We start from the raw sequence: 12,336 nt of genomic DNA, 5'->3' as shown, positions 1-12,336 counted from the left end.
GCGGGATGAATCGGGCGAGTTATCCGGCGGCGTCTCGGTCGCATTGTGGATAGCGCTGAATGACGGTAATCCACCGTCAAGAAGAAGAAGAAACTACAGATAGATCTCTTTCTTTGGTGGTGGTGGTGCAGAACGTTCCGACGGCTTTGAAGACGAAAGCGCGCTTGCTGCGCGTCCTCGATGGCGAGGTTCTCGCCGAGCCGCCAATCTGGCTGATGCGCCAGGCAGGGCGTTATCTTCCCGAATATCGGGCGCTCAGGACCCAGGCTGGATCCTTCCTCGATCTCTGCTACACGCCCGAGCTGGCCACGGAAGTGACGCTGCAGCCGATCCGCCGCTTCGGCTTCGATGCCGCCATCCTGTTTTCCGATATTCTCGTCATTCCGCATGCGCTCGGCCGCGATGTCCGCTTCGTCGAAGGCGAGGGACCTCGTCTCGATCCGATCGATCCGGCCGAAATTGCCCAGCTCTCGATCGATGCCGTCCTCGACAGGCTGGCGCCCGTGCTGGAGACGGTGGCGGCAGTCCGCCGCGAGCTGGCGCCGGACAAGGCCTTGATCGGCTTTTGCGGGGCTCCCTGGACCGTTGCGACCTACATGATCGCCGGCAAGGGGACTCCGGATCAGGCGCCCTCCCGTCTGATGGCGGCGCGCGATCCCGAGGCGCTCGATCGCCTGATCGACGTTCTGGTCCGGGCTTCGATCATCTATCTGATCGCGCAATTGCGCGCCGGTGCCGATGCCGTGCAGATTTTCGACAGCTGGTCGCGCGTTTTGTCGCCGAAGGCGTTCGAACGGTGGTCGGCCGGGCCGATCGCCCGGATCATTGCCGGCGTTCGCGCCGAAATCCCGGATGCCCGGTTCATCGGCTTCCCGAAGGGCGCGGATCGCGGGCTGCTCTCGTTTGTCGAGACGACAGGCGTCAACGCCGTCGGCGTCGACTGGACCGTGCCGCTCAAGACCGTTCGCGACGAAATCGCCGGTCGCGTGGCGATCCAGGGCAATCTCGACCCGATGGTTCTGGTGGCCGGCGGCGCCGAACTCGACACGGCGATTGATGAAATCCTCGAGTCCATGCGCGGGGCAAGGCTGATTTTTAACCTCGGACACGGGATCGTGCCGCAGACGCCGATCGCGCATGTCGAGCAGTTGATCGCCCGGATCCGCGGCTAGGGCAGGGGAAAACGATGGCCTATTACGACTGGATCAAGGCTCTGCACGTCATCGCGGTGATCGCGTGGATGGCGGGGATCTTCTATCTGCCTCGGCTTTTCGTCTATCACACCGGCGCAGCTGCCGGCTCGGACAAGTCAGAGACCTTCAAGGTGATGGAGAATAAGCTGCTGCGAATGATCATGAATCCGGCGATGATCCTGACCTGGATCACCGGGTTGGCGATCGTTCGGCTCGGCGGCTGGGAACAGCAGCCCTGGTTCATGGCGAAATTCGTGCTTGTCATCGCCATGTCGGTTTTCCATATGTGGCTGGCGTCGTGCCGCAAGGCCTTCGCCGCCGACAAAAACGCGCGTTCGGAGCGGGCTTTTCGCCTTGCCAACGAGATCCCGACGGTCCTGATGGTGCTGATCGTGATTTTGGTTGTCGTCAAACCGTTCTGAATTTCTGCGATTTTGCGACGTTTCTGCCGCTTGCCGTGGAACCGGCGAGCGATTATGGTGCGCCATCTTGTCGAAGCAGACAGATGCCGGTTGACCTGCCAGGGACGACCGAAGCATCGCGCCGGCGGGCATAGTCCCCGCCAGGCTGAAGTTCTGCGCAATCCCCTTTATGCCCTTCGAATTCATCCTTTCTTGAATCCAAACGAGATTCACAAAACCCATGCGTGAAATGAAACTGCAGGACCTCAAGTCCAAATCCCCGACGGAGCTGCTGGCCTTCGCCGAGGAACTTGAGGTCGAGAATGCGAGCACGCTGCGCAAGCAGGAACTGATGTTCGCGATCCTGAAGCAGCTGGCAGACAACGATGTCGAAATCGTTGGTCAGGGCGTCGTCGAAGTGCTGCAGGACGGCTTCGGCTTCCTGCGTTCACCCGACGCCAACTATCTCGCCGGACCCGACGATATCTATGTCTCTCCCTCGCAGATCCGGCGGTTTTCGCTGCGGACCGGCGATACGGTCGAGGGCTATATCCGCAGTCCGAAGGATGGAGAGCGCTATTTCGCCCTGCTCAAGGTCTCGACCATCAATTTCGAGGACCCGGACAAGGCGCGCCACAAGGTCCACTTCGACAATCTGACGCCGCTCTATCCCAACGAGCGCTTCAAGATGGAGCTCGAGGTTCAGCACGGCAAGGACATGACGCCCCGGATCATCGATCTGGTCGCGCCGCTCGGCAAAGGCCAGCGCGCGCTCGTCACAGCGCCGCCGCGCACCGGTAAGACGGTGTTCCTGCAGAACATCGCCCACTCGATCGCCGAGAATCATCCCGAGTGCTACCTGATCGTCCTGCTGATCGACGAGCGCCCGGAAGAAGTCACCGACATGCAGCGCTCGGTGAAGGGCGAGGTGATCTCCTCGACCTTCGACGAGCCGGCTACCCGCCACGTCGCCGTCGCCGAGATGGTGATCGAGAAGGCGAAGCGCCTGGTGGAGCATGGCCGCGACGTCGTCATCCTGCTCGATTCGATCACCCGCCTCGGCCGCGCCTACAACACGGTCGTGCCGTCTTCCGGCAAGGTTCTGACCGGCGGTGTGGACGCCAACGCACTGCAGCGGCCGAAGCGCTTCTTCGGCGCGGCGCGCAACATCGAGGAAGGCGGTTCGCTGACGATCATCGCGACTGCGCTGATCGATACCGGCAGCCGCATGGACGAAGTCATCTTCGAAGAGTTCAAGGGCACCGGTAACTCGGAAATCATCCTGGACCGCAAGGTGGCCGACAAGCGGACCTTCCCGGCGATCGACATCACCCGTTCGGGTACTCGGAAGGAAGAGCTGCTGGTACCGCCGGATGTGCTCAAGAAGATGTACGTGCTGCGCCGCATCCTCATGCCGATGGGCACCGTCGATGCGATCGAGTTCCTGCTCGACAAGCTCAAGCAGACGAAACACAACTCCGATTTCTTCGACCAGATGAACACCTGATCCCGATTTTCGGACGCCATGGCGTTTGGTTGTGACATGAAAATGGCCGGGCTTGTCCCGGCCATTTTTCGTTTCCGCTGTTAACCTCTGCCGTCCGGTTTGTTAGCCTTCCGTTAACCGTGCGCGGCTTCGAGCCGGGTTCTCAGCGCCTCGGCGTCGGTCAAGGGCAGGGAACAGGCGCCCTCGCGGCAGACATAGGCAGTCGCCTTGCCTTCGATCGCGGTCTTACCATGGGCCGGATGACCAGCCGGCAAGGGCTCGTCCCCGGATCGGACATCGAGCACGATCGACGCGGTCCAGGTCGCGCGCACGGCATCCCGCAGTAGGGCGCCGTCGTCGTCGGCCGTGGTCATGATCACGACGGTTTGGATGCCCAGGCGAAGATCGAGCGCGCTGAGGAGGCTGGCCGTTCCGAAGACATTGGCGGCGATGGCGGCGGAGGCAGCCTCGAGCATCGCGTCAGCGCGATCACGATAGGCATCGTCGCCGGTCAGCGCCCAGAGCCGGACCAGGCCGTCGACGGCGAGCGCATGCGGATTGGGCGAGGCGTCGTCGACGCGATCGGATTTCCGCACGATCAGCGGCTCGGCGTCGTCGGCGGTGAAATGATATCCACCCCGGCCGTCGCTGTGATGGGTCTCCAGCGCGGTGAGGAAACGCGCCGCCGCGTCAAGGTAAGCGGTGTCCTGCGTCGCCTGGTTCAGCGCGAGCGCTGCCTTCGCCATCGCGGCGAGATCGGACGAGAAGCCTGGATGGACCGTCTTGCCCTGGCGCAGCGCATGGCCGAGCCGGCCGTCGCGCGAGACCGATTCGGTTATGAAACGAAAGGCGCGTTCGGCCATTTCGATCCAGTCGGGTCGGCCCAGCAGCATGCCGGCGGTGGCGAGGCCGGCGATGGCGTAACCGTTCCAGTCGACGAGGATCTTGTCGTCGAGCCCCGGCCTTTCGCGCTTCGCGCGATAGGCCAGCATCCGATCCAGCAGGGCATCGGCACGGGCCTGGTCGGGCGCGGGCAGGGCAGCCGGGCTCCGCAGTCGATTCGGGATCGAAACGCCTTCCCAGTTGCCGGCCGGGGTGATGTCGAAGATCCCGGCGATGAAGGCCGCGTCCTCTTCCCCGAGCAGGGTGTCGAGCTCGGCCCGGGTCCAGACGTAGAAGCGACCCTCATGCCCTTCGGAATCGGCGTCGAGGCTGGTGGAGAAGGCGCCGCCCCCAAGCTGCATCTCGCGCGCCAGCCAATCGACGGTCCGGTCGATTCGGCTCCGATACATCGCTCCGTGCGGGCTTCGCACCGATGCCAGCGCCAATTGCTCGATCAGCAGGCCGTTGTCGGAGAGCATCTTTTCGAAATGCGGCACTAGCCAGTCGGCGTCGGTCGAGTAGCGGGCAAAGCCGCCGCCGACATGATCGAAGATGCCGCCATTCGAAATCCCCGTCAGCGTCGCCTCTGTGGCGCGGGCATAGTCGCGATCGCCGGTGCGAAAGGCACTGCGGGAGAGATAGTCGATCACCGTCGTATTGGGAAATTTCGGCGCGCCGCGCGTGCCGCCGCGGTCGAGGTCCATGATCGAGAGGATCGAGCGCGCCGCCTGATCGAGCAGATCCGGTCCGAGGGCCGGGCCCCCCTCACCGGGGCGAGGCTGGATATGGGCCGCGATGCGATCGGCCTGGGCGAGGATCTCCACGCGATCGCCGCGATAAAAGCCGTCGATCTGGGTCAGGACGTCGACGAAGCCGGGGCGGCCGTAGCGGGTGGTCTTCGGGAAGTAGGTGCCGCCCCAGATCGGCTTGCCTTCCGGCGTCAGGAACATGGTGAGCGGCCAGCCGCCCTGGTCGCCAATCGCGTGCAGCGCCGCCATGTAGATCTGGTCGATGTCGGGCCGCTCCTCGCGATCGACCTTGATGTTGACGAAGAGACGGTTCATCACCGCTGCCGTCTCCTCGTCTTCGAACGATTCATGCGCCATGACGTGGCACCAGTGGCAGGCCGCATAGCCGATCGAGAGCAGGATCGGCCGGTCGAGATCTCTGGCCTCCTGGAGCGCGGCGGCGTTCCATCCGCGCCAGTGCACGGGATTGTCCCGGTGCTGGAGCAGATAGGGGCTGGTCTCGAAGCGCAGCAGGTTTTCGGACATCGGAGCCTTGGCGGTTGGATCGGGTAGCGGTTGCTGGAAGCCTAGACCTGTCGGGTCGGCACGGCTAGGCAAGAGGCCGACCAAGAAAGAGACCGAGAGCGGGCGACGAGGCGGCTCGGGAAAGCAAGCAGCAAGGGCAGGGCGGACAGGCATGGCATTGCATCGCGACGACACGATCTTCGCGCTATCGAGCGGCGCGGCTCCCTCCGGCGTCGCCGTCATCCGGCTATCGGGCCAAGGGGTTCGATTCGGTCTCGAAACCTTGCTGGGCACCGTGCCGCCGGCGCGTCTCGCGAGCCTCCGCACGCTGCGCGCGCCGGAGAACGGCGAGATCCTCGATCGTGGCCTGGTGCTGTTCTTTCCCGGCCCTGCCAGTTTCACCGGCGAGGATGTCGCCGAATTGCAGGTTCATGGCGGCCGGGCTGTTATCGCCGGCATCCTGAAGGCGCTCTCGGCGCTGCCGGGATATCGCGCGGCGGAGGCGGGCGAGTTCACCCGCCGGGCCTTCGAGAACGGACGCGCTGATCTGACCGAGATCGAGGGGCTGGCCGACCTGATCGCGGCCGAGACCGAGATGCAGCGACGCCTCGCGATCCGCCAGGCCGATGGCGGCCTGCGCAGGCTCTATGAAGACTGGCGCCATCGCCTGATCCGGGCGCGCGCCTTGGTCGAGGCCGGACTGGACTTCGTCGACGAGGAGGACGTGCCGGATGACGTCATGGCGCCGGCCTGGTCGGAAGCCGCGGGCGTGGCGACCGAGATGGCGGCCCATCTGGATGACCAGCATTTCGGCGAACGAGTGCGCGACGGCTTCGAGGTGGTGCTGCTGGGCGCCCCAAATGTCGGTAAATCGAGCCTGATGAATGCCCTGGTTCGGCGCGAGGCGGCGATCGTCACGGCCGAGCCTGGTACGACGCGCGATCTGATTGAGGTGGCGCTCGATATTGATGGTCATGCGGTCACGCTGATCGATACGGCTGGGCTGCGCGAAACCGAAAGCCTCGTCGAGCGCGAGGGCATCACCCGCGCCCGGCGCCGCGCCGATACCGCCGACCTGGTGCTGGCCCTATCCGACCAGGACTCCTTTGCCGAAACGATTCCGGACGGTGCGCCGGTTCTGCATGTACGGACGAAACTCGACCTTCTCGATTCGGACTCGAAACGAGTCGAGTCAGCGGACCTTCACCTATCGGCCCGCACCGGCGAGGGGCTCGATGCCTTGATCCAGGCGATCGGCGAGACATTGCGACTGGCGCGTCCTATGCCGACCGCGATGATAACCCGGGCGCGCCAGCGCGATGGTATCGCGCGCTCGCTCGGCTATCTGCGTGAGCTGGCGCTGGCCGGCGATCATGCGGTCGAAGTGAAGGCCGAATTGCTACGCAGCGCCGCCGATGCGCTCGGCCGGGTGACCGGCAAGGTCGATGTCGAGGATCTGCTCGACGTCATCTTTTCGGAATTCTGCATCGGCAAATAGGCATCGTTTCAGGCCCTGTTCCACGTGAAACAGTTTTCGCCTTTGACGTCGTTCGGCCAAGCGACTAGGAAAACGCGATCAACAGGATCGGAACCATGATCAGCGCAGCAGATGCGAGCTTCGACGTCGTCGTCATCGGCGGTGGCCATGCCGGCACTGAGGCGGCGGCCGCTTCCGCCCGTCTGGGCGCCCGCACGGCGCTCGTCACCCATTCTCGCGAGACGATCGGCGTGATGTCGTGCAATCCGGCGATCGGCGGCCTCGGCAAGGGTCATCTCGTGCGCGAGATCGATGCCCTGGACGGCTTGATGGCGCGGGTGACCGATGCCGGCGGTATCCAGTTCCGGATGCTGAACCGCCGCAAGGGCCCGGCGGTTCGCGGCCCGCGCGCCCAGGCGGATCGTAAGCTCTATCGCCAGGCGATGCAGGCCGAGATCGCCGCCACCGCCAATCTGACGGTTGTCGAGGGGGAAGCCGATGATCTGACCGTCGTCGACGGTCGCATCGCTGGCATCGTGCTGGCCGATGGCCGGGCCATTCGCTGTGGGGCGGTGGTGATCACCACCGGTACCTTCCTGCGTGGCCTCATCCATATCGGCGAGACCAAGATCCCGGCCGGTCGCGTCGGCGAGAAGCCGGCTATGGGATTGTCGGGCGCCCTGCTGCGTCACGCGTTCAGCGTCGCTCGACTGAAGACCGGCACACCGGCGCGCCTCGATGGCCGCACGATCGATTTCAGCCGGCTCGAGCGGCAGCCGGGCGACGACCAGCCGGAACCGTTCTCGACCCTGACCGGGTCGATCGAGACGAGGCAGGTCGATTGCTTTATTACCCGCACGACCGAAGCGACGCATGAAGTCATCCGGGCCAATCTGCATCGCTCGCCGATGTATTCCGGCCAGATCGAGAGCCGCGGCCCGCGCTATTGCCCGAGCATCGAGGACAAGGTCGTCCGCTTCGCCGAGCGAGACTCGCATCAGATCTTCCTGGAGCCGGAAGGGCTCGACGACCCGACGATCTATCCGAACGGCATTTCGACCTCGCTGCCGGAAGATGTGCAGAAGGCTCTGGTCGCCACCATCCCGGGCCTGGAGAACGCAGTGATCCTGCGGCCGGGCTACGCAATCGAATATGACCATGTCGATCCGCGCGAGCTGACCCCCTCGCTCGAGACCAAGAAAGTCGAGGGCCTGTTCCTCGCTGGCCAGATCAACGGCACCACCGGCTACGAAGAAGCCGGCGCCCAGGGTGTCGTCGCCGGTATCAATGCGGCACGCCGGGCGGGCGGGCAGGACGGCGTCGCCTTCAGCCGGTCGGACAGCTATATCGGCGTGATGATCGACGATTTGATCAATCGCGGTGTCACCGAGCCCTATCGGATGTTCACCTCGCGAGCCGAATATCGGTTGTCCCTGCGCGCCGATAATGCCGATCAGCGGCTGACGCCTTACGGCATCGAACTCGGCGCGGTCGGCGGGCGTCGGCGGGAAGCGTTTGCCGACAAGCTGGCGCAGCTCTCCACCGCGCGCGAGGCCTTCGCGGCGCGCAGCATGACGCCTAACGAAGCGGTCAAGGTGGGCCTCGGCGTCAACCAGGACGGCGTTCGCCGTTCAGCTTTCGACCTGCTCGCTTATCCCGATATCGACGCGGCGCGGCTTGTCGGGGTCTGGCCTGAGCTCGGCGCTTTCGCGCCCGCGATCCTCGACCAGATCGAAGCCGATGCAAAATACGCGGTCTATTTGAATCGGCAGCGGAACGATATCGAATCGGTCAAGCGCGACGAGGCCGTCGTGCTTGGCGATGATCTCGACTATGCCAGCATTGAAGGCCTTTCCAACGAGCTTCGCCAGCGCCTGATCCAGATCCGGCCGGCGACGCTTGGCCAGGCTGGCCGCATCGAGGGCATGACGCCGGCGGCGTTGGCCCTGCTTCTCACCACGACGCGCCGGCGTTCGGCGAACAACCTTCGGACGGTGGCATGACCGATACGATCGCGGCGGTCGAGGCCGTCCTTCCCGTTTCACGTGAAACACGCGAGCGGCTGGAGCGCTATGTCGCGCTGCTGCGCAAGTGGCAACCGGCGCAGAACCTCGTCTCGCCGAATACGCTCGGCCAGATCTGGGTCCGCCATGTCGCCGACTGCGCGCAGCTGGTGGCGATGTTCCCGGATACGAGGCGCTGGCTCGATCTCGGCAGCGGCGCCGGCCTTCCCGGCATGATCACCGCCATCCTTTTGACCGGCCAGGACGGGGCTGTCGTCCATTGCGTCGAGGCCAATCAGCGCAAATGCGCCTTCCTGCGCACGGTGATTCGCGAGACGGGCGCGGCGGCCGTGGTGCATGAAGGGCGGATCGAATCGGTCCTGAAACAATGGCAGCACCCAGTCGAGCGCATCAGTGCTCGCGCGCTGGCCTCGCTCTCGGACCTGCTGGAGCTCTCGGCGCCGGTTCTGGCGACCGGAAGCATAGGAACCTTTCACAAAGGTGAAGATTTCGAGGGGGAACTGGCCGAAGCCTCTAAATCTTGGACCCTCGATCTGGTAAGACACAAGAGCATGATCGACGAGCGTAGCTCGATCGTCGAAATCTGCCGCGCAGAGCGCCGGTCCGTCTGACCGCGCGCTCAACCGAAGAGGCCGCCGATGTCTTATGCCGACACGTTTTCTCCGCCGTCGCTGTTGCCGCCGCTGCCGCGCGTCATCGCGCTGGCCAACCAGAAGGGCGGCGTCGGCAAGACCACGACGGCGATCAATCTCGGCACGGCGCTGGCTGCCATCGGCGAGGAAGTGCTGATCGTCGACCTCGACCCGCAGGGCAACGCCTCTACCGGTCTCGGCATCGATCGCAAGAGCCGGCTGCGCTCCACCTACGACGTCCTGGTCGGCGAGTCGTCGCTGTCGGAAATCGTCATGGAGACCGCGGTACCGCGGCTGTCGGTGGCGCCATCGACAATGGATCTGCTCGGCGTCGAGCTGGAAATCGCCAGTCGATCCGATCGCGCTTTCCGGCTGCGCCGGGCGATCGCCAGCCACATGCAGCGGCCGGAATCGATTCGGGGTCGAAACTACAGCTACGTGCTGGTCGATTGCCCGCCCTCGCTCAACCTTCTGACCATCAACGCGCTGTCGGCGGCGCATTCGATCCTGGTGCCGCTGCAGTGCGAGTTCTTCGCGCTGGAGGGTCTGAGCCAGCTGTTGCAGACGGTGGACCAGGTCAAGCACGCGCTGAACCCGGAGCTGTCGATCCACGGCATCGTGCTGACGATGTTCGATAGTCGCAATAATCTGGCCAGCCAGGTGGTGGCCGATGTGCGGGCCCATATGGGCGATACCGTCTACGACACGGTGATCCCCCGCAATGTGCGCATTTCGGAGGCGCCGTCGCATGGCAAGCCCGTGCTGCTCTACGATTTCAAGAGCACCGGCAGCCAGGCCTATCTCCGGCTCGCCTCGGAAATCATTCAACGCGAGAAGCGCCTGCGCGCCGCCTGAGGCGCGCGGGTCTTTTCGGGAATTGCAGGAGTTGACGCAATGAGCATGGAAGACGGATCGCGCCGGCGCCTGGGACGTGGCCTGGCCGCGCTGATTGGCGATGTCGGGCAGGATGCGGTCGTTGCCAGCGATCGCTCGCGAAATTCGCGCCGGGTGCCGGTCGAATTCCTGCGGCCGAACCCGCGCAATCCGCGCAAGGCGTTCGAGGAGGCGGATCTCGCCGACCTGACCGCATCGATCCGCGAGAAGGGGATCATGCAGCCGATCCTGGTGCGGCCGGTGCCGGGCGCCGTCGACGCCTATGAGATCATCGCCGGCGAGCGGCGCTGGCGGGCGGCGCAGCGCGCCGGCCAGCACGACGTGCCGATCATCGTGCATGACGTCAATGATCAGGAAGCGCTCGAGCTCGCCATCATCGAGAACGTGCAGCGCGCTGATCTGAATGCGCTCGAGGAAGCGCTGGGCTACCAGCAACTGATCGACGAGTTCGATTATAGCCAGACGGCGCTCGCCGACGTCATCGGCAAGAGCCGTCCGCATGTCGCCAACACGCTGCGCCTGCTGAAGCTGCCGCCGGTGGTGCAGAACTATCTGCGCGACGGCAAGCTGACGGCCGGCCATGCCCGCGCGCTCGTCACCGTCGACGATCCGGAAGCGGTGGCGCAGCGCATCGTCGACATGGGCCTCACCGTCCGCGACGCCGAGGCCCTGACGCAGAACGAGCCGAAGAAGGGGGGCGCCCAGCGCGCCGCCAACAAGGCCGAGAAGGATGCCGACACACGGGCGCTGGAGAAGCTGCTTGGCGACAGCCTCGGGCTGATGGTCACCATCGACCACAAGTCGAACGGCAGCGGCGAGATGCGGGTGCGTTACCGTACGCTGGAGCAGCTCGACGAGGTCTGCCGGCTGCTGAAGCGGGAATAGCCGCCGGCAGGCCGAGCGCGCCGCTATTGCGGCGTCAGCCCGTCGCGATGACAGCCGATGCGTTATCCCTTCATTTGCCGGCTAATAACGACTTGGGCCGTTTAGCCGGCAAACTGTTTGACTTAATCGTAAGGAAATCCGCCGCGATCGGGTTGATATTCGGTGCCAATCAGCGCCGGGCGCGGGCGAGCATGGCGACGGCGAGCAGCGCCTGGCCGATTACTTCGTCGGCTATGCTTGCCTTCAGGCGGCTGTCGAAGATCGCGCCGTCGAGCCGGTCGAGCGCCGTCAGCAGCCGGTCGGCGCTCCAGATCCGCAATTGCTGCTCCAGCTTGCCCTTGCGCTGGAAGAAGATGCCGCCGGCATACCGCTCGATCGCGGCCGATTGCGGCATGCCGTCCTCGGCGGCGGCCTTGATCCGGTGCAGCAACTGGAAATGCCGGAGTGCCGCGTTGGCGACGACGAAGGCGGCCGTACCCGAGCCGAGGATGCGGCGGAACGCCCTGTCGAGGCCCGCCGCGTCGCCGAGGGCAGCGGCATCCACCGCCTCGTCCGTCGCGGAAGCGCCGGCATCGCCGACGACGGCCCGCACCGAGTCGATGTCGATCGACCTCGTTCCCAGCGCATAGAGACAGAGCTTGGCGACCTCGGAGCGGCTGGCGAGCCGGTCGGCGCCGAGCAGGCTGCGGAGCAGCGCGCGCGCATCCGGATCGATGCCGAGATTGGCTTCCTTCAGTTCGGAATCGATCAGCCGGTCGAGCGCCGCCTCATTGTCGGCATAGCAGGCGATCGCCGCCGCGCCGCGGGCGTTCTCGCAGAGCTTGCGGAGTCCGACGCCCTTCTTGATGTCGCCGGCCTCAAGCACGATCCAGGCGTCCTGCGGCGGCGCCGCCAGAACGGCCTCGACGGCGGCCTGGATCGGCCGGTTGCCGGCGACCTTGACCCAGATCGCCCGCGTGCCACCGAAAAGCGCGATGGTGTTGGCTTCGTCGGCCAAGCGGCCGGGATCGCCGGCGATCTCGGACGAATCGAGCCGGACCAGCGCGAACGGGTCGTCATTCTGGCCGAGGATCGTCTTGGCGAAGCCGGCGGCCCGCTCGGAGATGAGACCCGTGTCGCTGCCATGGATGAGCACGACACGGATTCCGGGATCCGGCCGGGAGAGAAACCGGTCGGCGTCCTGAGGCTTGATCTGCACCATGGCGTTGG

Annotated in this window: 10 protein-coding genes; 8 read left to right on the top strand and 2 right to left on the bottom strand. The window is 65.0% G+C overall.

The window, feature by feature from the left end; translation table 11 throughout:
* Window positions 1–113: 113 nt before the first annotated feature.
* The 3 genes from hemE (at window position 114) to rho (ending at window position 3,101) form a co-directional block, all read left to right on the top strand.
* Window positions 114–1,172 (top strand): uroporphyrinogen decarboxylase, encoded by a 1,059-nt coding sequence (gene hemE, locus G342_RS0105995; protein ID WP_018182204.1) that lies wholly within the window; start codon window positions 114–116, stop codon window positions 1,170–1,172.
* 14 nt (window positions 1,173–1,186) lie between these two features.
* Window positions 1,187–1,615: a protoporphyrinogen oxidase HemJ gene (gene hemJ / locus G342_RS0105990; protein ID WP_018182203.1), complete on the top strand. Its 429-nt coding sequence runs from the start codon at window positions 1,187–1,189 to the stop codon at window positions 1,613–1,615.
* Window positions 1,616–1,835: 220 nt separating this feature from the next.
* Window positions 1,836–3,101 carry a transcription termination factor Rho gene (rho, locus tag G342_RS0105985; protein ID WP_083931128.1) on the top strand — a complete coding sequence of 422 codons (1,266 nt, stop codon included), beginning with the start codon at window positions 1,836–1,838 and terminating at the stop codon, window positions 3,099–3,101.
* 113 nt (window positions 3,102–3,214) lie between these two features.
* On the opposite strand, the gene G342_RS0105980 is transcribed toward rho, so the two are convergent.
* Complete coding sequence (locus G342_RS0105980; protein WP_018182201.1) at window positions 3,215–5,236, bottom strand: thioredoxin domain-containing protein; 2,022 nt, start codon at window positions 5,234–5,236, stop codon at window positions 3,215–3,217.
* Window positions 5,237–5,387: 151 nt separating this feature from the next.
* Between G342_RS0105980 and mnmE the strand changes: the two genes are divergently transcribed.
* From mnmE to G342_RS0105955, 5 genes are all read left to right on the top strand, one after another.
* Window positions 5,388–6,713, top strand: coding sequence for a tRNA uridine-5-carboxymethylaminomethyl(34) synthesis GTPase MnmE (mnmE, locus tag G342_RS0105975; RefSeq protein WP_018182200.1), 1,326 nt, complete (start codon window positions 5,388–5,390; stop codon window positions 6,711–6,713).
* A gap of 95 nt (window positions 6,714–6,808) precedes the next feature.
* Window positions 6,809–8,695, top strand: coding sequence for a tRNA uridine-5-carboxymethylaminomethyl(34) synthesis enzyme MnmG (gene mnmG, locus G342_RS0105970; RefSeq protein WP_018182199.1), 1,887 nt, complete (start codon window positions 6,809–6,811; stop codon window positions 8,693–8,695).
* Window positions 8,692–9,327: a 16S rRNA (guanine(527)-N(7))-methyltransferase RsmG gene (gene rsmG, locus G342_RS0105965; RefSeq protein ID WP_018182198.1), complete on the top strand. Its 636-nt coding sequence runs from the start codon at window positions 8,692–8,694 to the stop codon at window positions 9,325–9,327. Before mnmG ends, rsmG begins: the two co-directional genes overlap by 4 nt.
* A gap of 27 nt (window positions 9,328–9,354) precedes the next feature.
* Window positions 9,355–10,203, top strand: coding sequence for a ParA family protein (locus G342_RS0105960; RefSeq protein ID WP_018182197.1), 849 nt, complete (start codon window positions 9,355–9,357; stop codon window positions 10,201–10,203).
* A gap of 39 nt (window positions 10,204–10,242) precedes the next feature.
* Window positions 10,243–11,127: a ParB/RepB/Spo0J family partition protein gene (locus G342_RS0105955; RefSeq protein ID WP_018182196.1), complete on the top strand. Its 885-nt coding sequence runs from the start codon at window positions 10,243–10,245 to the stop codon at window positions 11,125–11,127.
* A gap of 169 nt (window positions 11,128–11,296) precedes the next feature.
* Here G342_RS0105955 and holA read toward each other — a convergent pair whose 3' ends face one another.
* A complete protein-coding gene (gene holA / locus G342_RS0105950) occupies window positions 11,297–12,328 on the bottom strand; it encodes a DNA polymerase III subunit delta (protein ID WP_018182195.1) in 1,032 nt (343 codons plus the stop codon).
* Between the last annotated feature and the right edge of the window lie 8 nt (window positions 12,329–12,336).

Source organism: Kaistia granuli DSM 23481 (genome assembly GCF_000380505.1).
In the GTDB taxonomy this organism is placed as follows: domain Bacteria; phylum Pseudomonadota; class Alphaproteobacteria; order Rhizobiales; family Kaistiaceae; genus Kaistia; species Kaistia granuli.
This window is presented reverse-complemented; position numbering and strand designations above follow the sequence as displayed.